This window comes from Sandaracinaceae bacterium, assembly GCA_016706685.1.
Lineage (GTDB): Bacteria > Myxococcota_A > Polyangia > Polyangiales > Houyiibacteriaceae > JADJJE01.
In genome coordinates this window covers 61,096-83,304 of the sequence record JADJJE010000056.1, presented here as the reverse complement: position 1 = coordinate 83,304, position 22,209 = coordinate 61,096, and the positions used below count along the sequence as shown (strand labels likewise).

The 22,209-nt window shown below is 71.5% G+C and carries 21 protein-coding genes and 1 tRNA gene; 11 read left to right on the top strand and 11 right to left on the bottom strand.

The window, feature by feature from the left end:
- Window positions 1-34: 34 nt before the first annotated feature.
- The 4 genes from IPI43_33010 to IPI43_32995 all read left to right on the top strand — a co-directional run bounded on the left by IPI43_33010 (window position 35) and on the right by IPI43_32995 (window position 3,265).
- Window positions 35-970 carry a bifunctional riboflavin kinase/FAD synthetase gene (locus IPI43_33010; protein MBK7778881.1) on the top strand — a complete coding sequence of 312 codons (936 nt, stop codon included), beginning with the start codon at window positions 35-37 and terminating at the stop codon, window positions 968-970.
- Window positions 961-2,148, top strand: coding sequence for a hypothetical protein (locus tag IPI43_33005; protein MBK7778880.1), 1,188 nt, complete (start codon window positions 961-963; stop codon window positions 2,146-2,148). The genes IPI43_33010 and IPI43_33005 overlap by 10 nt, the downstream gene beginning before the upstream one ends.
- A gap of 68 nt (window positions 2,149-2,216) precedes the next feature.
- Entirely contained in the window at window positions 2,217-2,621 is a 405-nt protein-coding gene (locus IPI43_33000) for a hypothetical protein (GenBank protein ID MBK7778879.1), read from the top strand.
- The gene (locus IPI43_32995) at window positions 2,618-3,265 is read left to right on the top strand and encodes a hypothetical protein (GenBank protein ID MBK7778878.1); all 648 of its coding nucleotides are present in this window, start codon (window positions 2,618-2,620) and stop codon (window positions 3,263-3,265) included. The genes IPI43_33000 and IPI43_32995 overlap by 4 nt, the downstream gene beginning before the upstream one ends.
- A gap of 8 nt (window positions 3,266-3,273) precedes the next feature.
- On the opposite strand, the gene IPI43_32990 is transcribed toward IPI43_32995, so the two are convergent.
- Together IPI43_32990 and IPI43_32985 are read right to left on the bottom strand one after the other, a co-directional pair.
- Window positions 3,274-3,768 (bottom strand): acyl-CoA thioesterase, encoded by a 495-nt coding sequence (locus IPI43_32990; GenBank protein MBK7778877.1) that lies wholly within the window; start codon window positions 3,766-3,768, stop codon window positions 3,274-3,276.
- Window positions 3,765-4,910, bottom strand: coding sequence for a hypothetical protein (locus IPI43_32985; GenBank protein MBK7778876.1), 1,146 nt, complete (start codon window positions 4,908-4,910; stop codon window positions 3,765-3,767). The genes IPI43_32990 and IPI43_32985 overlap by 4 nt, the downstream gene beginning before the upstream one ends.
- A gap of 194 nt (window positions 4,911-5,104) precedes the next feature.
- Between IPI43_32985 and IPI43_32980 the strand changes: the two genes are divergently transcribed.
- Both IPI43_32980 and IPI43_32975 read left to right on the top strand, forming a co-directional pair.
- On the top strand, window positions 5,105-5,581 hold the full coding sequence (locus IPI43_32980; GenBank protein ID MBK7778875.1) for a hypothetical protein: 477 nt from the start codon (window positions 5,105-5,107) through the stop codon (window positions 5,579-5,581).
- A gap of 35 nt (window positions 5,582-5,616) precedes the next feature.
- Window positions 5,617-6,018 carry a TfoX/Sxy family protein gene (locus tag IPI43_32975; protein ID MBK7778874.1) on the top strand — a complete coding sequence of 134 codons (402 nt, stop codon included), beginning with the start codon at window positions 5,617-5,619 and terminating at the stop codon, window positions 6,016-6,018.
- A 243-nt stretch (window positions 6,019-6,261) separates the two neighbouring features.
- Here IPI43_32975 and IPI43_32970 read toward each other — a convergent pair whose 3' ends face one another.
- Window positions 6,262-8,103: a PDZ domain-containing protein gene (locus tag IPI43_32970; protein ID MBK7778873.1), complete on the bottom strand. Its 1,842-nt coding sequence runs from the start codon at window positions 8,101-8,103 to the stop codon at window positions 6,262-6,264.
- A 153-nt stretch (window positions 8,104-8,256) separates the two neighbouring features.
- Here IPI43_32970 and IPI43_32965 point away from each other — a divergent pair.
- The 3 genes from IPI43_32965 to IPI43_32955 all read left to right on the top strand — a co-directional run bounded on the left by IPI43_32965 (window position 8,257) and on the right by IPI43_32955 (window position 11,373).
- Window positions 8,257-8,329 (top strand) — tRNA-Ala (locus tag IPI43_32965).
- A 130-nt stretch (window positions 8,330-8,459) separates the two neighbouring features.
- Window positions 8,460-9,998 carry an HAD-IG family 5'-nucleotidase gene (locus IPI43_32960; GenBank protein ID MBK7778872.1) on the top strand — a complete coding sequence of 513 codons (1,539 nt, stop codon included), beginning with the start codon at window positions 8,460-8,462 and terminating at the stop codon, window positions 9,996-9,998.
- A 64-nt stretch (window positions 9,999-10,062) separates the two neighbouring features.
- Window positions 10,063-11,373 (top strand): citrate synthase, encoded by a 1,311-nt coding sequence (locus tag IPI43_32955; GenBank protein MBK7778871.1) that lies wholly within the window; start codon window positions 10,063-10,065, stop codon window positions 11,371-11,373.
- Between the two features lie 476 nt (window positions 11,374-11,849).
- On the opposite strand, the gene cysK is transcribed toward IPI43_32955, so the two are convergent.
- The 4 genes from cysK to IPI43_32935 form a co-directional block, all read right to left on the bottom strand.
- Complete coding sequence (cysK, locus tag IPI43_32950; GenBank protein MBK7778870.1) at window positions 11,850-12,758, bottom strand: cysteine synthase A; 909 nt, start codon at window positions 12,756-12,758, stop codon at window positions 11,850-11,852.
- Between the two features lie 46 nt (window positions 12,759-12,804).
- Entirely contained in the window at window positions 12,805-15,216 is a 2,412-nt protein-coding gene (locus IPI43_32945; GenBank protein MBK7778869.1) for a hypothetical protein, read from the bottom strand.
- Window positions 15,213-16,319 carry a PhoH family protein gene (locus IPI43_32940; GenBank protein MBK7778868.1) on the bottom strand — a complete coding sequence of 369 codons (1,107 nt, stop codon included), beginning with the start codon at window positions 16,317-16,319 and terminating at the stop codon, window positions 15,213-15,215. The genes IPI43_32945 and IPI43_32940 overlap by 4 nt, the downstream gene beginning before the upstream one ends.
- Before the next feature lie 79 nt (window positions 16,320-16,398).
- The gene (locus IPI43_32935) at window positions 16,399-16,701 is read right to left on the bottom strand and encodes a (2Fe-2S)-binding protein (protein ID MBK7778867.1); all 303 of its coding nucleotides are present in this window, start codon (window positions 16,699-16,701) and stop codon (window positions 16,399-16,401) included.
- A 120-nt stretch (window positions 16,702-16,821) separates the two neighbouring features.
- Here IPI43_32935 and IPI43_32930 point away from each other — a divergent pair, with 120 nt between their 5' ends.
- Window positions 16,822-17,535 carry a tetratricopeptide repeat protein gene (locus IPI43_32930; GenBank protein ID MBK7778866.1) on the top strand — a complete coding sequence of 238 codons (714 nt, stop codon included), beginning with the start codon at window positions 16,822-16,824 and terminating at the stop codon, window positions 17,533-17,535.
- A gap of 24 nt (window positions 17,536-17,559) precedes the next feature.
- On the opposite strand, the gene bamD is transcribed toward IPI43_32930, so the two are convergent.
- The 3 genes from bamD to IPI43_32915 are packed head-to-tail and all read right to left on the bottom strand — an operon-like array spanning window position 17,560 to window position 20,112.
- Window positions 17,560-18,396 (bottom strand): outer membrane protein assembly factor BamD, encoded by an 837-nt coding sequence (gene bamD, locus IPI43_32925; protein ID MBK7778865.1) that lies wholly within the window; start codon window positions 18,394-18,396, stop codon window positions 17,560-17,562.
- Window positions 18,397-18,448: 52 nt separating this feature from the next.
- Entirely contained in the window at window positions 18,449-19,627 is a 1,179-nt protein-coding gene (locus IPI43_32920) for a serine hydrolase (GenBank protein ID MBK7778864.1), read from the bottom strand.
- A 32-nt stretch (window positions 19,628-19,659) separates the two neighbouring features.
- The gene (locus IPI43_32915) at window positions 19,660-20,112 is read right to left on the bottom strand and encodes a hypothetical protein (protein ID MBK7778863.1); all 453 of its coding nucleotides are present in this window, start codon (window positions 20,110-20,112) and stop codon (window positions 19,660-19,662) included.
- Window positions 20,113-20,243: 131 nt separating this feature from the next.
- Between IPI43_32915 and IPI43_32910 the strand changes: the two genes are divergently transcribed.
- Window positions 20,244-20,897, top strand: coding sequence for a hypothetical protein (locus tag IPI43_32910; GenBank protein ID MBK7778862.1), 654 nt, complete (start codon window positions 20,244-20,246; stop codon window positions 20,895-20,897).
- 7 nt (window positions 20,898-20,904) lie between these two features.
- On the opposite strand, the gene IPI43_32905 is transcribed toward IPI43_32910, so the two are convergent.
- Window positions 20,905-22,194, bottom strand: a complete 1,290-nt coding sequence (locus IPI43_32905) for a tetratricopeptide repeat protein (protein ID MBK7778861.1) — start codon at window positions 22,192-22,194, stop codon at window positions 20,905-20,907.
- Between the last annotated feature and the right edge of the window lie 15 nt (window positions 22,195-22,209).

The window sequence follows — 22,209 nt, the reverse complement described above, 5'->3', positions numbered from 1 at the left end:
AATTTGCCCACGCCTGGTATGCTCGCGCTGCCCTATGAACCCCTCGGACCTCTCCCCCTCCGTCGTGACGCCAGGCAACCACGATGGTGTGCACCTGGGTCACCGCGCGCTCATCTCGACCGCGAGGGACCTGGCCGCTCGCTCGGGGCTAAGCACCATGGGCATGTGCTTCGACCCGCACCCCACCAGCGTGCTGGCGCCCGACCGCGCCCCCGTGCTGCTCACGCCCATGGCGCGCCGCGTGGAGTTGATGCGCGGTGCGGGCTGCGACGACGTGGCCGTGCTGGCGTTCGACCGTGACTTTGCGCAGACCTCTCCCGAGAGCTTCGTGCGGCGGGTGCTGGTGGAGCGCTGCCGCGCGCGCGCCGTGGTGGTGGGGCCCGACTTCCACTTCGGCAGCAAGCGCACCGGGAACGTGGAGACCCTGCGGGCGCTCGGGCGTGAGCACGGCTTCTCCGTGACGGTGGTGCGCCCCGTGCTGTTCGAGGGCGATCCGGTGTCGTCCACGCGGGTTCGCCGCGTGCTGGCCGAAGAGGGCGATGTGGTGGCTGCGGCCCGCATGATGACGCGCGTCCACGACGTGGAGGGTGAGGTCGTCCTCGGCGACCAGCGCGGCCGGACCATAGGGTTCCCCACCGCCAACCTGCGCCTCGGGGAGGTCCAGCTGCCGGCCGACGGCGTCTATGCGGTGGCCGTGTCGGTGACGGGTGGGGACGGCCAGCGCCTCCTCGGGGTCGCCAACCTGGGGCAGCGGCCCACCTTCGGGGCCGGGCGCTCCGTGGAGGTGCACCTCTTCGATTTCGATGGCGACCTCTATGGCAAGACGCTGCGTGTAGGCTTCGTGGCGCGCGTGCGGCCCGAGCAGAAGTTCGCCGGAGTGGACGCGCTGGTGGCGCAAATTCAACAAGACTGCGAGCGCGCGCGCGAAGCCCTCGCGGCCACGGACGAGGAGCTGCTGCGGTGGATTTGAGCAGGATGACGCGCGAGGAGCTGGAGCAGGAGGCCACGCGGCGTGGCGTTCGCGAGGTGACGCACCTGACGCGGGCGCAGCTCATTCGGGCCATCGAGGCCCCGCCCGCCACGGGCGCCATCGACACCGCAAAGGCGATCTTCCGGGGTGTGCTGGGCGTGGCACGCACGCTGCGTGGGCGCTCGAGCCCGCCGCCGCCGCCCACCCCGTCTGCACCGCGTAGGGATCCACTCCCGCCCTCGTCGCCGCCGTCGGTGGAAGCCGCTGCCTCGACCGGAGGCGAGGGCCGCGGAGACACCCAACGCATGCGGGTGTCCGAGACGCCTGCCGGTCTGCCCGCCGTCTCGCGGCCGGCGGGTGGGCCCGAGGCCTCGGAGCTGCCGCCGCGCCCCTCCGTGGAGGTCGAGCCGCGTCCCACGCTCGAGCGCACCGACCCCACCAACAAGATGAAGCTGCCGTCGTTCAGCGAAGACGCAGCGCCCGAAACCAGCCCAGAGCCCAGCCCGCCCGCCGTGGAGCAGCCGCGCCACACCGCGGTCACCATGGACCTCGGGCCGCTTCGAGATGAGATCCTGCGGGTGGCCGACGAGCAGCAGCTGCTGACCAAGGCGGCGGCACGGCGGGAGGCGGCCGTGACGGTGCCCATTCGGGTCCCGCGCGAGCTCGAGGACGAGCCCATCCCCACCCGCACCATGGCGCGGCTGCTGCACGAGCAGGGCCATCATCGCCGTGCGCTCGCCATCCTCGAGAACCTGCTGGCGGAACGCCCGGGCGACGTGGGCCTCGAGGCCGACCTGGCCGCCGTGCAACACGCCCTCGGGCTGCCCCGCGCGCCGCTGGTGGCGGGTGGCCGCGTGGACTCTTCCCCTCGCGCCGAGCTGGTCACCATGCTGCTGCCCGACCGCCGCGTGCTCCTGGCGTGGGGCTTGAGCGAGGAGTCCATCGCGAGCGCCCGCACCATGGGCGCAAGCGGGACCCTGGTGGCGCGCGTGCTGGTGCTGGCCCCCGGCGGGGACGGCGCCGTGACGCGCACGCTGACCGACAAGGAAGTGCAGCCCAGCGGCGAGCACACGCTCGGGCCCATCGCGCCGGGGTCGTTCGTGACGGCGGCGGTGGGCTTCCGCGATGGCGACCAGTTCGTGTCGGTGGCGGCCGCGCCCGTGCTGGACGTGGTCTGACGCGCAGGCGGGTCGCAGGAAATCCGCACGCGCACGCAACCGCGTGAGGGGAGCGCCGAGAAGCGGGCATGCCGTTCCCTGCTCTGCCTGCTCCCGCCTCGCCGCTCGGACTCGCCGTGGCGCTCGTCTTGCTCCCAGCCGCCGTGCTGGGCTGCTCCGTGGCGCCCTCGGCGCGCGCGCGCATGCTGCCCGAGGTGCTCGTGACCTTCCGCCGCTCGTGGACCCCGCGCGACGTGTCCGTGGAGGGCTCGGTGTCCTTTCCGTTGCGGCGCGTGAGGGTGGGCAGCGCCGTCGCGCCTCCCGCGTGGCGTGCGTACGAGCCCACGCTCGCCGAGCTCGAGCGAGATACCGCTCGCGCGCAAGAAGACGCGTGGGCTCCAGAGCCCACCCGAACGTGCAGGCGCGTGGACACGTGTGCCTGGGAGCGCGTTCGTGCGGCGCGCGTGCTGGCTGCGTGGGGGGTGGCCCCGTGACCCCCTCGATGCGCGCGCTCGCGCTCCCCCTAGGCCTGCTGGTGCTGCACACGTGCCCTGCTTCTGCGCAGACGCGCCCGGTGGTGCCTGCGCCACCGCCGGCCACTACGGGCGCGCCGCCCCGGCCCGACCTGGACGCGCTCGCCGCGAGCTTCGACCACGAACCCACCGTGGCCGAGGTGCTGCGTGAAGCGCTGACCCTGCACGACGCGGGCAGCACGGACCCCAGCCGGGCCGCGCGGAGGGCGCGTCGCAGCGCGCTGCTGCCCGAGCTGCGGGTGCGTGCTCGGCGCGGGCGCGAGCGCGACGCGAGCGAGACCCAGACGGGCACCAACCTCTCCACCGATGACGACGCGGTGCTCGAGGGCACGCTGGTGTTCCAGCTGCCGCGCGCGGTCTACTCGGGCGACGAAGCCGCCTGGTCGCGCGAGGCGCGTGCGCAGGCCGCCGCGCGCGTGCAGGTGGTGCGCTTGGTGGTGGGCCTCTACTTCGAGCGGCGCAGGCTCCAGCTGGAGCAGGCCCTCGGCGACGTGAGCGTCTCGTCCGTGGTGCGCATCGCCGAGCTCGAGGCGCTGCTGGACGGGCTCACGGGCGGCCGCTTCGGTGAGCTGCTGCGGGCCTCGCGGGAACCCGAATCGCCTTAGCTGAAGAGCTATTCGCCGTCGTCCGGGCGCGCGGCGCGTGACGCCCGCAGCACCTCCTGGCGGCCCTCCGCGTCGGCCCAGCGCCGCTGTTCCACCTCGTTGCTGGGTGTGAACTTGGTGACCTCGCGCGGGCGCCCGTCGTCGTCCATGGCCACCATCACGAAGAAGCAGGAGATGACGTGCCGCGAGCTGCCAGTGCGGTAGTTCTCGGCCACCACGCGGATGCCCACCTCGAGCGACGTGCGGCCCACCCAGTTCACCGACGCGAGGAAGGTGACCAGCTCGCCCACGTGCACCGGCGCGCGGAAGCGCACGTCGTCCACCAGCAGGGTCACCACGTAGCGCCCCGTGTAGCGGGCCGCGCAGGTGAAGGCGACCTCGTCGAGGATCTTGAGCAGCGCGCCGCCGTGGATCTTGCCGGAGAAGTTCACCATGTCCGGCGTCATCAGCTGCGTCATGGAGAGCACGCGTGGGGTGGGCACTGGCTGCGACGGGTCGCTCATGGGTGGCTCCCTTCCGAGGGCGCGTCTGTGGGGGTGGTCGCCGCGCCGCGTACGCGCAGGGAGGCGCGCAGGGCCGGCACGTGGGGGTCGTCCATGTCCGCGACGACCACGAACTCGAGGGTGCCATCGGGGTGCTCGGCGACGAAGTCGAGCCCCTCCAGCTTCAGCCGACTCCCTGACCCATCGGGCGTCTGCACGTCCGTGTAGGTGGCCGAGCTTCCATCGAGCAGGCCGAAGCGGCAGCCCACGACCTGCCCGTCGCGGTAGGTGTCCGGCGAGTCTTCGGCGCCAGCGAGGAACGCTACGCGCCCGTCTGGGAGCGTGCACGCGTCCGTGAACCCGAAGCGCACGCGGCCCACCTGCCCGAGGTCCACTTGGACCACGTCGCCCAGCACCGGCGCAGGACCGCCGTCGAGGAACGACACGAACGCACCGAGCTCCATGCGCCCCACGGCGTTCACCGGCAGCCGCCCGTCTCGCGGTGCCCCGTTGCCGCGCTGGAAGAGCAGGAGCGCCGCGCCCACCACGGTGGCCCCTTCGATGTTGAGCTCCGAGCCCGTGAACTCGGGGCGCGCGTGCATGGCTGCGTAGAGTGCATGGGCGTTCTGTTGGCGCACATCGCCCGCTGGGCCCACGACCACCAGGCGCTCGCGGGCCGGGGTGGACCCCGAGCCGAGCGCGACGAGCCGCCCATCCGGCAGGGTCACGCACGCCTCGAGGTCCATCTTCAGCGCCTTGTTGCCGAGGTCGTCTCCGAACACATGGCTGCCATCGGCCCCGGGCGGCAGCAGCAGCGCGGTGATGTCTCCCGTGACCTCGTCCAGGAAGCCGAGCGCGTGCACATCGTCTTGCACGACCACTAGCCTGCCGCCCCACCGGCGGACCGCCGAGCCCGCACGGAGATGCGCCGGCAGCTCCGGCCGTGCCTGCGCGCCGACGTAGCGCAGCGAGGTCTCGCCTTCGAGGACGGCAGTGAGGGTCTCGGCCCGGCGCGCGGCGATGGACGCGGTCATGTCGCGCATGGTGGCACACCCCGTCAGCGACGGGAGCCCCAACGCCAGGAGGCCCGCGCTGGCCGTCCGCACGAAGTCGCGTCGTGTGGAGACGACGGTCTCGGACCGTGGGTCGATTGGTGGCTTCATGGCGCTAGTACTTTCGCACGACGCGTGACGCCGCCTGTCCATGGCCGACTCTAGCACCGTTGCAGCGGAGCCCTCGTCGAGCAGACGTAGGTGCAGGGCGTCGACGGAACGGCGTAGGCTGTGGCTCGCACGGGAACATGGCGCGGCCGTCTCGAACAACTCCGGAGTGGACACAGGCTGGGAGGACCGTCTGGTTGCTGGCGCTGCTGGGCTGCGGTGGCGCGTGGATCGAAGGCGAGCGCTCCGGTGCCGCGGGGGTGCAGGCCTGCGCCCGCGGGGAATACGACTCCGCGCGCCTCGACGGCCGGTGCGACGTGGAGTGGACCAGCGACCGCAGCGCGCCTGCGCCCGGCGCGCCCGCGCGCGACCTCTCTCAGTGGCAGCCGCCCGAGCAGCAGACCATGCGCGTGGAACGCGAAGGGCAGCGCTACGTGGTGACCCTCGGTGGCGCGCTGCGCTGCCGGTTCGAGACGCCGGCCACGCACGAGCAGGAGCTGGCGATCCCGGCGGGTACGCCATGCGAGCGCCAGGGCCGCACGCTGCGCGTGGAGCAGGGAGGAGCGCGGGGCGCGGGTGGCATGCTCGCGCCGACCCACGCGGTGCTGACGGTGCTGCTCTCCGAGGGGCCGCGCCTGGTGCGCGTGGATGCCCAGCTGTATCCGCAGCGGTAGTAGGCTCGCGGCATGACGCTCGAGGTCACTGCGCCATGAACGCGCCACGCAACGAGCTCGTCGCTCACTGGGTGGACCTGCTGCAGCCCCTCGGCGCCGTGCGCGCGCGGGCGATGTTCGGCGGACACGGCATCTACCTCGACGGTGTGATGTTCGCGCTGGTGCACGAGGACGAGCTGTACCTCAAGGTGGACGACGTGACCGAGGCGCGCTTCGAGGCGGCTGGCCTGCCGCGCTTCGTGTACGCGAAAAAGGGCGGCGGGACCATGAGCATGAGCTACCGCCGCGCGCCCGTGGCCGCGCTCGATGACGGCGATCTGCTGGTGGAGTGGGCCCGCCTCGGCGTGGAAGCATCGCAGCGGGCGGCGCGCTCGAAGGCGGGGGCGGGGCTGCGGGGGAGCCGCGGGAAGAGTGGTGGGCGACGAGGTGACGGCTGAGTGGCCCGGGCGCTGCGTCCACGTGGGCGTGAGCGTGGGCGCTGACGGACGTAGACGTAGACGTAGTCGTAGTCGTAGACGTGCTCGTGCTCGTGCTCGTACTCGTGCCCCCCCCACCCCCGCACACCGCGGCGGGAGTGGCTGTCGGTCGGGGGCGATGTTGGCGAGCACGAGCACGAGCACGACTACGACTACGACTACGACTACGACTACGACTACGACTACGACTACGCCCGCCGCCCTTCAGAGGAACGGGTGTAGGTGCACCTCGGTGCCGCTTCCCGCTTGGTGCCGTCGGAAGAGCGTGATGCCCACCACCAGCGCGCTGGTGGCCAGCAGCACGGGCCCGCTCAGGGTCTCCACGTCGGCGGGCACTCCGAGCGCAATCCAGGCGCACGACGCCACCAGCCCCAGCACGGCGGCGGGCAGCAGGAACGTGGGCGGGCGCTCGCCGACGGCGCCGCTCTGGATGCGCAGGCGCAGGCCCAGCAGCATGAGGCCCCAGCACTTGAGCACGAAGACGAGCACGCCCAGCACCGCCGCGCCCAGCTCGGGGACGGCGCCGCCGAGCGTGATGGGGTGCCAGCCGCCGAGGAAGACCACCGTGCCGAGCCCGGCCACCACCAAGAGGTGTGCACGCGCCGCCGCGGCCACGAAGACGGGTGTGCGCGGGTCCGAGATGGTGGCGCTCGGCCCACCCAGCGCCGCCACGGCGAAGACCGGGAACAGCAGGAACGCGATGGGGTGACGGAACACCATGAAGTCCCAGAGCGCGCCGCCCTGCGCCACCTGCAGCCCGCGCAGGTGGTTGGTGCCGCCCAGGATCAGCACGGCCACCACGCTCAGCGCCATGGGCGCGCCGCGCAGCACGAAGGCCGACGTGAGCCAGCGCTCCGGGCGGCCGTAGGTGCGCAGCCCGAACACCTGGATGGACAGGCGCAGCATCAGCGCCAAGCCCGTCAGCGCACCCGTGTCGAACAGCCGGTCGAACACCCGCCCCGCCACGGCCATGCCCGCGAAGGCTCCGCTCACCGCCAGCAGGGCCAGCCCCCGTGACAGCCAGAGCTGCTTGCGCGGGGTCCCGACGCGCGTGCCAGGCGCGTAGCCCAGGAGCCAGTCGATGGCGTGCGGGGCCTTCACGTCCACCGCGTCACGCACGAACAGCGTGAGCGGCCCCGAGGTGGCGGGCACGCTGGCCACGAACACCACCAACGCACCGAGCAGCACCAGCATCAGCAGCACGCGGCCCTTCTGCCCCTCGGGCGGACCACGCAGCGGCATCTCCAGCGTGGTGGGCTGGCTGGTGCCCGGCCGCTCCACTTCCAGCGTCACCCGCAGCACGCCCGGCCGCGGGGCCAGGTCGCCCAGCTCCAGCACGCGCACCCCATCGAAGCGCACCAGCACGTCGCCGGCCGTCAACGTGGCGCGCGCCGCCGCGCTGTCCGGGCGCACCTCACCGATGCGCAGGCCGCCGCTGGGCGACTGCTCGTCCGCGGGCGTGATGCCCAGCTCGTCGAGCGCCGCTTCGGCGCGCTCGCCTCGCTCGAGCGCCTCGTGCAGGCCGCCGTCGGCGCTCAGCCGCAGGTCGAACTCCACTCCGTCGACCGAGCCAGCCACGTCACGCCGTGACGCGATGCCCGAGAAGGTGATGTGCAGGCTGCCCGTGAACGTGCCGCGGCCGCCCAGCGCCGTGAGGTCCGGCTCGCCCAGCTGCACCTCGATCAGCTGCTCGGAGCGCGCGTGCCCGCGCAGCGTGTGGTTCACGTCGAGCGGCGCGTTGCCCGGGCGCGCCAGCTGCCCCACCAGCACCACCATGGCGTCGCGCGCCACGGGGAAGCCGTCGCCCGCGATGCGCAGCACCGAGCCGGGCTCCACCACGGCGGGCGTGACCTCGTCCACGTCCAGCAGCATGGCCGGCGCGGGGTTGGTCCCGCAGCCGCCCGGCCCCGCGATCACCAGGACGGCCAGGGCGCTGGCGATCGCCACCCCGGCCACGCCACGCCCACGCAGCACGCGCACAGAGCGCCGCGGGTGGCGACGGCAAGCAGGCGTGCGGGCAGGGGCCTCGCCGGGGTGGTGGGTCACGCAGATCTCGTTGCTCGGGCACCCGATCGCACGCACTGCGCGGCGAGGGGCCCTCGACCGTCGCCAAAGCCGTCAAAGTCGTCAAGATTTCGGTGGGTTGCAGAAATCCCTTTGACAACCTGGGAGGAACCCTTCAGAAAGCCCCCGTCCCCAGGGGTTGTAGCTCAGCTGGGAGAGCGCCGCACTGGCAGTGCGGAGGTCAGGGGTTCGATCCCCCTCAGCTCCACAAAGTAAGAAAGAGCAACAGCGAGCCCCAACCGGCTCGCTGTTGTTCTTTAACGCGCCCGTTCTTCAACGGGCGGGCGCCACTGCTTTTCGGCCCGAGCAGGGGGCGCCGCTGGTACCATCCCGCCCGCATGTCGCCCTCTGCCAACGCGAGCTCGGACCCCCTCGCGACTCAGCTCACGCTCCCTCTGCCGGAGCTGAACCTGCTGCCTGCGTCCGTTCGCCCGCCGCCCCTCGAGCGGCGCGTCTTCTGCAACCGCAACCTGCGCCTCGACCGCATCGAGGTGGTGGGCTTCGACATGGACTACACGCTGGCGCACTACCACCGGCGAGAGCTGGGGGCGCTGCTGGTGGAGCTGGCCATCGAGAAGCTGGTGGCCCGCGGCTACCCCGAGAGCTTCCGTGCGTTGGTGGTGGACCAAGACTTCCCCATCCGCGGGCTGCTGGTGGACCTGCGCCTCGGCAACCTGCTCAAGATGGACCGCTACAAGTACGTGAAGCGGGCCTTCCACGGGCTGGTGGAGCTCACGCGCGAGGAGCGCCGCGCCGCCTACCACACACACAAGCTGCGGCCTTCCTCGGGGCGCTACGTGTGGTTGGACGCGCTCGGGTCGCTGCCGGAGGTGAGCCTCTTCGCCGCCGCCGTGGACGCCGTGGACCGCGGGCTGGGCAACCCGGGCAGCCCGCGGCGCGACTACGCCAGCCTGTTCCGCGACGTGCGCGCGGCAGTGGACGAGTGCACGCGCGATGGCTCGCTGCGCAAGCGCGTGGTGGACGAGCCCGATCGCTACCTGGACGTGGACCCTGCGCTAGGCGCGGCACTCCATCGACTGCGCAGTGCTGGCAAGCGGCTGTTCCTCCTCACGGACTCGGACGCGGCCTACACGGACGCGATCATGGCGCACCTGCTGGGTCGCTCGCCCGACTACCCGAGCTACCACCGCTACTTCGACTGGGTCATCACCGATGCCCAGAAGCCCGCGTTCTTCACCAGCCAGACGCCCTTCCGCGAGGTGCTGCGGGGCGGCGCGCTCGGGGCCCCCGTGGCCGAGCTCGAGCGCGGGCGCGTGTATGCCGGCGGCTGCCTCGAGACCTTCGAGCAGGCGCTGGGCGTGGTGGAGGACCGCGTGCTCTACGTGGGCGACCACATCCACGGCGACGTGCTGCGAGCCAAGAAAGAGACCGCCTGGCGCACCATGATGGTGATCCAGGAGATGGACGCCGAGCTGCTGGCGCATCAGAAGGTGCTGCCCTGGTCCGAGCGCTTGCTGGAGCAGACCGCGCAGCGCGAGGGGCTGCTCGACGCCATCCACGAGCACCAGGCGCGCATCAAGACCATCGAGACGCAGGTGGGCGAGCTGCCCGAGGAGGTGGCCGCGCCCGAGCTGGTGGCCAACCGCGCCCGGCTGCGCAAGTCTTCGGACAAGCTGCGCGCGCGCCTGCGCGAGCTGGAGCTGAACCAGGACGACCTCGAGGAGCGCATCGCGCAGGAGTTCCACCCGGGCTGGGGGTCGCTCTTCAAGGAGGGCACCGAGCTGTCCAGCTTCGGTCACCAGCTCGAGGTCTTCGCGTGCCTCTACACGTCACGTGTTTCCAACTTGTTCGCCTACTCCCCGACACATTATTTCCGAAGCCCGCGTGACAGAATGCCGCACGAACTCTCGCCCTGAGCGCGCGTTGCCAGGTATTCTCAGCCCCACAAGGCTCCCCCCGCTGCCCACCCAAGGACTGTCCATGACGCAGGAATCGTCGTCGTCCCCCGACAACCAGACGCTCACCATCACCGACAACCGCACGGGCAGGACCTACACGGTCCCCGTCACGCACGACACCATCCGCGCGATGGATCTGCGCAAGATCAAGGTCAAGGACTCCGACTTCGGGCTCATGACCTATGACCCGGCGTTCATGAACACGGCCTCCACCACGAGCCGCATCACGTTCATCGACGGCGACGAGGGCATCCTCGAGTACCGCGGCTACCCCATCCAGCAGCTCGCCGAGGACTCGTCGTTCCTGGAGACGTCGGCGCTCCTGCTGGATGGTGAGCTCCCTTCCCGCAAGGGGCTCGAGGACTTCACCCACCAGATCACCATGCACACCATGGTGCACGAGAACATCCGCGAGTTCATCGACGCGTTCCGCTACGACGCGCACCCGATGGGCATCCTGACCAGCACCGTGGCGGCGCTCTCCACGTTCTACCCGGACGCCAAGGACCTCGACGACCCGGCGGTGCGTCGCCTGCAGATCCTGCGCATCATCGCCAAGATGCCCACGCTCGCCGCGTATGCGTATCGCCACCGGCGCGGCCTGCCCTACGTGTACCCGGACAACGACCTCAGCTACTCGGGCAATTTCTTGAACATGCTCTTCAAGATGACCGAGGTGAAGTACCAGCCCAACCCCATCATCGAGAAGGCGCTCGACGTGCTGTTCATCCTGCACGCCGACCACGAGCAGAACTGCTCCACCACCGCCATGCGCGCGGTGGGCTCGTCGCACGTGGACCCCTACTCGGCGCTCGCGGCCAGCTGCGCGGCGCTCTACGGCCCGCTGCACGGCGGCGCCAACGAGGCGGTGGTGCGCATGCTCGGCGAGATCGGCTCGGTCAACAACATCTCCGACTACGTGAAGCGCGCGAAGTCCGGCGAGGTGCGCCTGATGGGCTTCGGCCACCGCGTCTACAAGAACTACGACCCCCGCGCGAAGGTCATCAAGCAGCTGGCCTACTCGGTGTTCGACGAGGTGGCCAAGAACCCGCTCGTGGACATCGCGGTGGCGCTCGAGAAGATCGCGCTCGAGGACGAGTACTTCGTGTCGCGCAAGCTGTACCCCAACGTGGACTTCTACTCGGGGCTCATCTACCAGAGCATGGGCCTGCCCATGGACCTCTTCCCCGTGCTCTTCGCCATCGGCCGCGCGCCGGGCTGGCTGGCGCAGTGGGAAGAGATGCTCAACGACCCGGAGCAGAAGATCGCGCGCCCGCGCCAGGTGTACCTGGGGGCCGCGCGCCGCGACTACGTGGCGATGAAGGACCGGTAGACCGTCGCGTTGGCCTTGCTTGCTGCAAGGTTCAATGGGCACCCACAGCTGAAGCCTGAGGATTCAACACATCTTGCTAGAGGGCCGAATCGGCTTGCTGCAAGGCACTATGGGCACCCCGGGTTGAAACCCGGGGCAGCATCCTGGGCCTGGATCAATTGCGGAAGTCCGCCCCCTGCCGGGCGCGGACTGCGTCGTTCAAGGTCGGATGGGTCTCGGGTTCTGCGTCATCCGCGCCTTTGCGCTCAACCTTTCTCCTGCTTGGAACTGCCCAGTCCGGGCCCGTTAGGGGCTGGACTTCCGCGCCTGTCAGGGCGGGGGATGCTGCCCCGGCTTTCAAGCCGGGGTGCCAATTCCCCTTGAAACAGGACCGATTCATGCTGACCAGGGCCTGCCAAGACTTGTGTTGAATGATCAGGCTGAAGCAGTGGGTGCCCTGTGTGTGGGCTCTCAGCGTGGACTGCAGTCGAGACCTCTCAGCACAGATAACGCTCGCCGCCGTCGCACAAGATGGTGACCACGCGCTGCCCCTTCTCCATGCGGCGCGCTACCTCGAGGGCGGCGTGCACGTTGGCGCCCGCGGAGGGGCCCGTGAGGAAGCCCTCTTCGCGGGCCAGCCGGCCGGCCATGCGCTCGGCGGCCAGGTCCGTGACGGTCACCACGTCGTCGATCAGCTCGGTGTCCAGCACGCCCGGGATGAAGCCCGCGCCCAGGCCCTGGATGCCGTGTAGGCCCGGCTGGCCGCCCGAGAGCACGGCGCTGGCGCGCGGCTCCACGGCCACGATGCGCACAGTCGGCAGGCGCTCCTTCAGCACACGCGCGATGCCGGTGAGCGTGCCGCCCGTGCCCACGCCCGCCACGAACGCGTCGATCTTGCCTTCGGTGGCCTCCCAGATCTCTTCGGCCGTGGTGAGCGCGTGCACGTCCGGGTTGGCCGGGTTCTCGAACTGGCGCGGCATGAACGAGTTGTTGGTCTCGGCGGCGATGCGCTCGGCCCGCTCCACCGCGCCGGCCATGCCGTCCTCGGCTGACGTGAGCACCACCGTGGCGCCGTACGACGCGAGGATGTTGCGGCGCGCGAGGCTCATGTCCTCGGGCATGACGATGATGCACTGGTAGCCGCGCACGGCCGCGATCATGGCGAGGCTGATGCCCGTGTTGCCGCTGGTGGCTTCGACCAACGTGGCGCCAGGCAGCAAGCGGCCCGCGCGCTCTTCGTGCTCCACCATGGCGAGCGCGGGGCGGTCCTTTACCGAGCCTCCCGGGTTCTGCGACTCGAGCTTCGCGCACACCTCGGCGCCCACGTGCCCGCTCAGGCGCTTGAGGCGCACGAGTGGGGTCCGACCGATGAGCTGGAGCGCGCTGTCGTAGATGCGAGTGGTCATGCCCCGCGAGCTTACCACGCGCCGTCCGGCGTGCCCGACGTCCGCTTCAGGGCGCGGGTGCGGGTGGGGCGGCCGGGGTAACCGCAGGAGCAGCCGCCGGGGCGTCGGCGGGGGCCTCGGCTGGCGGCGCGGGGTCCGCACGGAAGGGCACCATGAGCGGCGTGCGTGGGCGCGCGGAGTCCCGGCTGGCCAGGTGCACCAGCGGGCCCGCCCCCGCGCAGCTGATGGCGCCGGACGGGTGGAGGCCGCAACAGAAGCCGTCGCTGCAGTCCAGCGAGGCGCGCCGCCCTTGGTCGGTCACCGCGGTGTCCGCGAGCGGGCTGGGGCTGCGCACCATGGCAGCTTCCAAGCCCGTGCCCGTCTGCCCGAGCCGGTTCTCGCCCCAACACAGGTAGCCGCCACGGCGCGGCTTGGCGCAGAACACGCCCTCGCCCACCACCACGCGGTCCACGAACGTGAGCCCGTTGACCAGCTCCGAGGTGATGGGCGCCACGCTTCCGAGCGGCACCTCCCAACAGCTGATGCGGCCGCCGCGCGACGCCGCGCAGCCCGTGCGGTGCCCTATGTCCAGTTGCACGGCGCCGGCCAGCCCGCGCACCTGGCGGGCCTCGGTGGTGGCGCGCCCTGGCGTGGGGCCCCAGCACGAGACGCGACCGTCGGCGACGATGGCGCAGCCGAGCGCGCTCCCCACGGCCACACCGCTGGGCTCGGTCAGCCCGGTGATGGTGCGCACGCCGAGGCCACGCCCCGCGGTGCGCGCCGCAAGGCGCTCGTGGGACTCGAACAGCGCCGCACCACTGCAGCGCACCGAGCCGTCGCCGAGCAGCGCGCAGGTCATGCGGTCGCCCGCCGACACGGCGCGCGCGCCGCGGAACGCGTGCACCTCCACCGGCAGCGAAGAGGGGTCGCCCGAGCCATCGCCGAAGCCGCCCTCTTGCTCGCCCCAGCAGGCCACGCGCGCGTCGGCGAGCAGCGCGCAGGTGTGGTTGGCGCCCGCGCTCAGCGCCACCACGCCCTCGAGCCCGACGACACGCACGCTGCGCTCGAACGACGAGTCCGAGCGGCCGTGGCCCAGCTGGCCGAGCTCGCCGCTGCCCCAACAAGAGACCCCGCCGTCGGCGCCGAGCACACAGACGTGGTCGGCGCCGGTGACGATCGCGCGCGTGGCCGGGGTGCTCAGCGCGGCTGCGAGAGACGGCGGGTTGCTGCCGCGCGGCGACCTGGGCGTGCCCGTAGCGCTGGGCGTGGCGGTCAGCTCGCGCAGCGCGCCGATGCGGCGAGCGGTGCGCACCGGGTCGTAGCCCGAGATGCCCAGCTGGCCCTCGCGGGAGCGCCCCCAACACCACAGGCTGCCGTCGTGTGTGATGGCGCAGCTGTGCGCGCCACCCGTGGCCACGCGGATGGCGCCCTCTAGGCCACGCACCACGGTGGGCCCCTGACCTTCGACGGTGGGCGAGCCGAGGCGGTCCTCCGAGCTCTCGCCCCAGCACGTGAGCGTGTGGGCCGCGCCCACGATGGCGCACGCGTGCGTGCTGCCGATGGACAGCGCGTGGGCGTCGCGCACCTCTTTCACGGGCACCGGGATGAAGCTGGCCGCCGAGCGCATGCCGTCCCCCAGCTGGCCCTGTGAGCCCGCGCCGAAGCAGCGGAGCTCGCCACCCTCGCGCAGCCGGCCACACGTGAGCGCGCCGCCGGCTTCCACGTCCACCACGCCCTCGAGGCGCGTCTCGGTCCAGCCTTCGGCGCGAGTGGGCGCGACGCCCAGCTGGCCCGCGCGGTTGTCGCCGCGACAGCGCAGCGTGCCGTCTTCCAGCAGCACGCACAGGTGGCCGCTCCCGGCGGCGATGTCGATGACGCCTTGCAACGCCGCGGTGTTGGCCAGCACCTCTCCGTCGTCGGCGGGAGCCTCGCCGCTGGGCGTGCTCTCTTCCTCCGGCTCCGGCAGCGCGCCCAGGCAGTAGACCTCCCGCTCGCGGGTGCGAACGCAGGTGAACGCGTCGCCTGCCGCCACCTGCACGGCGCCCGTCACGCCCGGCACCTGCACGGGGCCGAGCGTGGCGTCTTCCACTCCCAGCTGCTCGCTGGCGGCCTCACCCCAGCAGAACAGCGCGCCCGCGCGCGTGGTCACGCAGGTGTGCCGGCTCCCGCACGCGAGGCTGGTGGCACCCTCCACTCCCGGCACCGCTGCGAAGGAGCGCCGTGTGCGGTGCTCGGCGCTGCCCAGCTGGCCGTCCAGCCCGAGGCCGGCGCACGCCACCTGCCCACCCTCGGTGATGACGCAGGTGTGCAGGTTGCCGGCGCAGATGGCCACGCCCGCGGTGGACCCGGCGCCACCGCTGGCCCCCATGGACGGTGGCAGCGGCGGGTCGAGCACGTCCCCGCCGTCCCCGCAGCCCGTCATCAGCATCAGCGTCAGCAGCAGGGCGCGGGCGCTCGCGGCGCCGCGGCTCGGCGTCACGACAGCGGCGCTCCTGGCTTGCCGGGGTCACCGGCAGCGCGCGGGTCGCGTGCGTCGTGGCGTGCGTCGTCGCTCTCGCTCGGCTCGCCGCGCTCGCGGCGCTTCCGGTCACGCTCGGCCTCGCGACGCGTGTCGCGCTCGTCGTAGGCGCGCACGATGCGCTGCACCAGCGGGTGGCGCACCACGTCGTTGTCGTTGAAGCGGACGAACGAGATGCCCTCCACACCCTGCAGCAGGTCCTCGGCGTCGCGCAGGCCGCTGCGCGTGGAGTGGGGCAAGTCCACCTGGGTGATGTCGCCCGTGATGACCGCCTGCGAGTCGAACCCGAGGCGCGTCAGGAACATCTTCATCTGCTCGGCCGTAGTGTTCTGCGCCTCGTCCAGGATCACGAAGCTGGCGTTGAGCGTGCGCCCGCGCATGAAGGCGAGCGGGGCCACCTCGATGGTGCCGCGCTCCATGAGCAGGGCCACCTTCTCGGGGTCCATCATGTCGTGCAGCGCGTCGTACAGCGGCCGCAGGTACGGGTTGATCTTCTCGGCCAGGTCACCCGGCAGGAAGCCCAGCTTCTCGCCCGCCTCCACCGCGGGGCGCGTGAGGATGATGCGCTTCACGCGCTTCTCGAGGAGTGCGCGCACGGCCATGGCCATGGCGAGGTACGTCTTGCCCGTGCCGGCCGGGCCCACGCCGAAGACCACGTCGTGTTCGCGGATGGCCTGCAGGTAGAGCTGCTGCGTGAGGCCCTTGGGCGCGATGGAGCGGCGCCCCTGCGAGGTGGCGACCACGTCGTCGAACAGGCGGCGCAGGTTCACCTGCGGGTGCGTGCGCAGCGTGCGCGCCGCGCGGGCCAGCTCGAGGCTGGTGAGGTTGCGGTCGCCCAGCACGTCTAGCAGCTGGACCAGCGTGCGCTCCATGGCGGCGACGTCTTCCGGTGCGCCGTGGATGCGCAGGGTGGTGCCGCGCTGACCCAGCGTCACGCGGAACTCTTCGCCCAGCGCGCGGAGGTGCGCGCCGTTCGGCCCCGTGAGCTTGAGCAGCAGCTCCGGCTCCCCGACCTCCACGTCGACCGTGGTGGGCGGCGGGAGGGGTGCTGCGATGGATGTCATGGTCACGATGCTACCTCATGCGCGCTACGGGCGCCGGCCCAACCTGGGGCGCCGCTCCGCAATCCGCAAGAGCGCACGCTCACGTGTCGGCGACCTCGAGCGTGGCTTCGCCCTCGCGGATCATGAGCAGCTGACACGCCAGCCGCTCGTGCGGCAGGTTGCCGAAGAGGTCCAGCACGGCGAGCTCGTCTTCGCCTGGCGGCGCGAACAGCTCGGCCCCGGTGAGCACGCGCACGCGGCACGTGCCGCAGTTGGCCGAGCGGCACGAGTAGGGCACCTCGCACGCGCTGTGGTCGTCGCACACGTCGAGCACCCGCAGTCCGCCGGGCTCGAGCGCGACCGAGAGTTCGAAGCCAGAGGGTTGGAAGCGGAGTCGCGCCATGACGGCTGCAACCAAGCCACGCTCACTGGCCTGCGTCAACGCACGCGCGCGCCTTCGTTCCGGGACCGCGCAGTCACCGTCCTTGCTGCGCGGGCCGGCTCCGGGATACCTTCGGGGTACATGGACGAACGCACCAAGCAGGTCCTCGCACTCGGCCGCGAGCACTACGAGAAGCGCGAATTCGACAAGGCAGAGCACTACCTGCGCGAGTGCCTCGCGCGCGACGTCCGCTTCGCCGACATCCTCAACATGCTGGGCGTCATCGCGCACGATCGTGGGCAGCTCGAGGACGCGCAGCACCACTTCGAAGAGTCGCTGCGCGTCAACCCCAACTACACCGAGGCGGCGCTCAACCTGTCGGTCACCTACAACGACCTCGGCCGCTACGACGACGCCAAGCGCATCTATCAGGCCGCCATGGACCACGGCGAAGAGTCGCCTGGCAAGCTGGACCCCTTCGTCATGGGCAAGATCGCCAACCTGCACGTGGAGACCGCGCAGGGCTACACCGACGTGGGGCTCATCTCGGAGGCCATGCACGAGCTGCGCAAGGCGCTCATGCTGTGCCCGCACTTCGCCGACGTGCGCGTGAAGCTAGCCAACCTCTACAAGCAACAGGGCGACCCGGCGGCGGCCATCCACGAGCTGAAGGAGGCGCTCAAGTACCGCGAGGGCTACGTGCCCGCGCACGTGGCGCTGGGCGTGGTGCAGCTGGGCCTCGGCGACCTGGGCGCGGCGCGTCGCTCCTGGGTGCGCGCCGTGGAGCTCGAGCCCGACAACAAGGCCGCGGTCATGTACGTGCGCATGCTGGACACGCAGCAGCGCGGGCAGTGATGGGCGGAACGCAGGCGCGAGGCGTCAGGGGCTGATCGCGGGGAGGTCGCTCAGCTCGGTGCGCGCGGCACCCGCCTGCTCCGACTCCGGGAAGCTGGCCACCAGCTCTTCGAACGCCTGACGGGCGCGCTCGGGCTCCTCGGTGTCCAGGAACGTCCGCCCCAGCAGCAGCAGCGCGCGCGGCTCGACGCCACTGCCGTGGTAGGTGGCGAGCAGCGTCTGGATGCGCGCGATGGTGGCGCGGTAGGCGCGCCGACTGCGGTAGAACTCGGCCACGTACAGCTCGTGCTCGGCCATGAGGGCCAGGCAGCGCTGCTCCATACGGCGCGCCTCGGGCACGCGCGTGTCTTCTGCGAAGTCCAAGATGAAGCGGCGGAGCTGGCTCAGCGCGTCACGCGTGGCGCCCTGGTCGCGCTCCCACGAAGGCGGCACCAGGAACCAGTCGGCGGGGATCTGCGCGTAGTAGCTCTCGGCGATGCGGAAGCGCGCGTAGACCACCTCCGCGTGCGACGGGCGGAAGCGCACGAACTCGCGGTAGCCCGCGATGGCCTCGGCGTAGGCCTTCGTCTCGAACTTGCAGTCGGCGATGCGCAGCTCGGCCAGGGCGGCGAAGCGGCTGAAGCGGAACTCGGTGCGGACGGCCGTGAACAGCGGCTCGCCCTCGATGCAGTCGCCGTCGCGGAACTCGGCCAGCGCCTCTTCGTACGCGGTGCGCGCGGGGTCTGCGCTGTCGCCGCCGCTGCTCTCCTCGCCCTGCAGCGTGACCTGGCTGGACGTGCTGGTGCTGCCCCCGGTGCATGCGGCGAGCACGCTGATCGCGCCGAGCGCGAGGAGGGGCAGAAGACGGAACGGCAATCGCATGTCGGCTTCGTAGCGCCCCAGAGCATTTCGTACAAGCCCCGGCGGGGCCAGCTCAGGGGGCGTTGGTGATGCTGGCCACGATGGGGGCGAGGAACTCCGCGTCGCTCCAGTCGCTGGGTGGGCGCGTGCCGCGGCTGGGGATGATTCCATCGCTCGGGTAGCGGCCGAAGAGGCTCGGGTCGGCCACGGTGTCGCCCAGGTAGGGTGCGTACCAGCCGTTGCGGACGACGACGAGCTCGAGGCTGGGGATGACGTAGATGTACTGGCCGTCGTGACCGATGGCGGCGTACATGTCTTCTGGGACGCCCGGCTGTGTGTTGCCCTCGAGCCACCACTGGTAGCCGTAGCCTTCGTACGAGCGTGAGGGTGAGGTGGACTCGGTGACCCACTCCTCGGAGAGGATGCGCCGACCGCCGAGTCGCCCGCCGTCGAGGAACAGCTGGCCGAAGCGCGCGAAGTCGCGGCTGGGCATGTCCACGCAGCAGAAGGTGAGCGTGTCGCCGGACAGGTCGCGCCACCACGCGCCGTCCGAGACGCCCATGGGCTCGAAGAGGTGCTCGCGCGCGTAGTCGCCGGCCGGCATGCCCGTGGCCACCGCGATGACGCGCGAGAGCAGCATGGTGTCGCCGCTCGAGTAGTTGAAGCGCGTGCCGGGCGGTGCGGTCACGGGGTTGTCCAGCACCACGCTCAGCAGCGAGCCGCTCGAGTCCAGCACCATCTCGATGATGTCGGAGCCGCTGGCCTCGGCCGGATTGTAGTCCTCGTTCCACTCGAGGCCGGACGCCATCTCGAGCACGTCGCGCAGCCGCATGCCCTCCTTGTCGGTGCCCTCCCACTCCGGGATGTACGTGGTCATCGGTTCGTCGACCGAGGGGATCTCGCCGCGGTCGATGGCGATGCCCACCAGCGCGCTGGTGAAGCTCTTGGCCATGGACCAGCTGGCGCCGCGGCTGCTCGCGTCGCGCCGCGGGTCGTACCACTCGGCCACGATGGTCCCGCGCCGCACCACCACCACGCCCTGCGTGTTGCGCCCCTCGGTGAACGCGTACGTGCGCGCGCCCTCGAGCACGGCGGAGTCCATGCCCACGTCCTCGGGGGTGCCCTCGGCGAACTCGAAGCGGCTGTCGCTGGCACACGAGCCTAGGCCAGTGGCGGCTAGGGTGGCGGTGACCAACACGAGCGCGCGCAAGGGACGGTGGGGAGCGCGCAGTGATACGGAGATTGGCGACATGGGGCCAGCGTAGGCAGCCGGCGTGGCGGGGGTCAATGGTCTGCGCGAGCGCGTCCCCTCGCCATAGACCGTACGTACAGCCCGGTGAAGCCATATTCTTCCGGCTCTTGGACGGCTACCGTCGTGAGCGATCCATCGACGCCAACCAGGTGGTACGCGTCGTCCGCGTTGCCCAGGGCGTCGGTCAAGACCTCCGACCCGAGGGACGAAGCCAGCGCCACGAGAAACGCCTTCCGAGACCCGGTCGCTGATAGCAGCCTGGCGCCGCCGAGCGTGACGAAGACCTCCTGAACAAAGTCGCCAGCGCCATAGCGATGCATCAGCAGCAGTGTTTTCCCATCGTAGGAGCTCGCTTCACCGAACGTGTAGGAGCCCTGGGTTCCGATGATGAGCGAACCCGCATCTATTCCTGCGACGGTGGCGATGCACCTCGCTATCGACTCCAACGTGACTTCATCCGTGAAGTGCATGGTTGTGTTGTCCATGGTCGGTGATGTGCGAGATGAGCACCCCGTGGTTACGGGAGGCAGTCCGCCCTAGGAGTGTGGTACCTCCTCACGCCATGGACCAGCGCTCCCCCCTCTCTCGCGTTGCTCGCACTTCTCGCCTCGTGCTCGTGACCATCGCCCTCCTCACGGGGTGCGCGCACGAGAGCGCCCCAACGGCCACCACCGCACCGGTCACGGAGCCTGAACCCGAGACCACCCCGGCGGAGACGGACACGACGGCTGGCGAAGCGACGACCGAACCCGCTGCGACCGTGGCCGTGGTCGAGCCCCCGCCGGACGCGGAGCCGGTCGAGGAGCCACCACCTCCGGAGCCCATCGACATGACGCCGGCGGCCGCGCCCGCGCTGTGCGAGTCGCTGGTGCCCGAGCCCGAGACCCTCCAGCGCAGCGAGTTCAAGCGTGGTGGCGTCACGCTGCCCAACGACTCACGCGCCGACGTGCTCGAGTGCCAGTACCACGACACAGTGAGCGGCGACGTGGTCGTCGCCTACCTCGTGGTGCGCTCGGCGGGTGCGGACTACGCCACCACGGAGGAGCTCGGCCAGTCCTACGACGTTCCGGGCATGACCTCTTCCTATCGGCTCGGCCGGATCGAGCGGATGGCGACGGGCGTGCGCATCCGCGTGACCGGCGCGGATACCTACTACCCCGACACGGGCGACCCCGACTCCTCCGGCCGTGGCGAGGTGGACAGCGCGCGTGTGGTCGTGACGTGCACGTTCAACGCCGAGTACGAGTCCTACGAGTGTGAGCGCAGCTGAGCCGGCGCTACAGCCCGCGCAGCTTCGCCTCGATGCCCGCCCGCGCCTCGACCGGAGCAGCACGCAGCGCGTCCTGGAAATACGTCCGGGCGCGCGCCCGGTCGCCGCGCGCGAGCATGACGTCTCCGTAGAGGTCGAGCGCGCCCCAGTTTCCGGGGCGCCGCTCGAGCGCGAGGTCCAGGTACGCCGTGGCGAACAGCGAGCGCCCGAGGCGCACCGCCAACCGCGCACCCGAGAGTAACGGCGTGGGATCGCTGGGGCTCATGTCGGCCGCCGCGCGGTATTGCTCGAGGGCCTCTTCGTAGCGCTCGGTGGCGGCGAACAGGTCGGCCAGCGCCGTGGCCGTGGCGGCGTCGTTGGGCACCAGCTGAAGCGCATGACGGAAGCTCGCCTCGGCTGCCTCGCGCTCTCCCTGGGCCAGCTGGACCAGGCCCAGCGTGGCGTGCGCAGGGGCCAGCTCCGGGTCGAGCTGGAGCGCCCGCGTGAGCGCCGCGCGCGCCTCCGCGGGGTGACCCGCCAGCTGCTCGGCGCGGCCCAGGTCGGCCTGCGCGGCGGCCCAGTCGGGGTAGCCCTCGGCGGCCGCGCGCAGCAGCGGCAGGCCCTCTTCGGGCGGCAGCAGCTGGCCCAGCGCGCGCTGCACCGCTGGCCAGCTGCCTTCCAGGCGCTGTGCCTCGCGCAGGGCGGCGATGGCCTCGTCGCGGCGCCCCGTCGCGGCATACAGCAGGCCCATGCCCAGGTGCGGCGCGGCCGACGTGGCGTCCAGCTCGGCCGCGCGGCGGTACGCCCGCAACGCCTGCTCGGTGTCGGCGCGGAAGCGGTGCGCATCGCCCAACGCCAGGTGCGCCTGGGCCAGGTCCGGCATCTCGGCGAGCGCCAGCTCCAACTCCTCGAAGGCGCGCGCGCTGCGCTGCCCCACCAAGAAGGCCTGCGCGCGGCACACGCGCGACCACGCCGAGTGCTGCTCGGTAGCCGTCTCGATGGCCGTGCACGCGCGGCGCGCGGCGTTCCAGTCCCCCGTGGCGAAGGTGGCCTCGGCCACCTCCAGCAGCGCGCTCGGCTGGTTGCGCGACAGCCGAGCCGCCACCTTGAACTCACGCTCGGCGTCGCGGAAGCGGCCTGCCCGCAGGAGCGCGCGCGCATACGCACGGTGCGGCGCGGCCTCGGTGCGTGCCCGCCGGGCCGCACGCTGCAGGTCCGGCAGCAGCGGCGCCTGGGCCTGCGCTTCGCTGGCGGGCAGCGCCATGCAGGCGCCGAGCACGACGAGGGCAGCGAGGAGAGCAACGTGGGTGAGTCGCATCAGGGTCCGGTCCAG

Bases quoted from the DNA above. Each gene is read 5' to 3' on its own strand.
- IPI43_32930 (MBK7778866.1), top strand. From the start codon at position 16,822: ATGGACGAACGCACCAAGCAGGTCCTCGCACTCGGCCGCGAGCACTAC.
- IPI43_32990 (MBK7778877.1), bottom strand. From the start codon at position 3,768: ATGAGCGACCCGTCGCAGCCAGTGCCCACCCCACGCGTGCTCTCCATG.
- IPI43_32985 (MBK7778876.1), bottom strand. From the start codon at position 4,910: ATGAAGCCACCAATCGACCCACGGTCCGAGACCGTCGTCTCCACACGA.
- IPI43_32955 (MBK7778871.1), top strand. From the start codon at position 10,063: ATGACGCAGGAATCGTCGTCGTCCCCCGACAACCAGACGCTCACCATC.
- IPI43_32975 (MBK7778874.1), top strand. From the start codon at position 5,617: ATGAACGCGCCACGCAACGAGCTCGTCGCTCACTGGGTGGACCTGCTG.
- IPI43_32905 (MBK7778861.1), bottom strand. From the start codon at position 22,194: ATGCGACTCACCCACGTTGCTCTCCTCGCTGCCCTCGTCGTGCTCGGC.
- IPI43_32960 (MBK7778872.1), top strand. From the start codon at position 8,460: ATGTCGCCCTCTGCCAACGCGAGCTCGGACCCCCTCGCGACTCAGCTC.
- bamD (MBK7778865.1), bottom strand. From the start codon at position 18,396: ATGCGATTGCCGTTCCGTCTTCTGCCCCTCCTCGCGCTCGGCGCGATC.
- IPI43_32915 (MBK7778863.1), bottom strand. From the start codon at position 20,112: ATGGACAACACAACCATGCACTTCACGGATGAAGTCACGTTGGAGTCG.
- IPI43_33010 (MBK7778881.1), top strand. From the start codon at position 35: ATGAACCCCTCGGACCTCTCCCCCTCCGTCGTGACGCCAGGCAACCAC.
- IPI43_32920 (MBK7778864.1), bottom strand. From the start codon at position 19,627: ATGTCGCCAATCTCCGTATCACTGCGCGCTCCCCACCGTCCCTTGCGC.
- cysK (MBK7778870.1), bottom strand. From the start codon at position 12,758: ATGACCACTCGCATCTACGACAGCGCGCTCCAGCTCATCGGTCGGACC.
- IPI43_32940 (MBK7778868.1), bottom strand. From the start codon at position 16,319: ATGACATCCATCGCAGCACCCCTCCCGCCGCCCACCACGGTCGACGTG.
- IPI43_32935 (MBK7778867.1), bottom strand. From the start codon at position 16,701: ATGGCGCGACTCCGCTTCCAACCCTCTGGCTTCGAACTCTCGGTCGCG.
- IPI43_33000 (MBK7778879.1), top strand. From the start codon at position 2,217: ATGCCGTTCCCTGCTCTGCCTGCTCCCGCCTCGCCGCTCGGACTCGCC.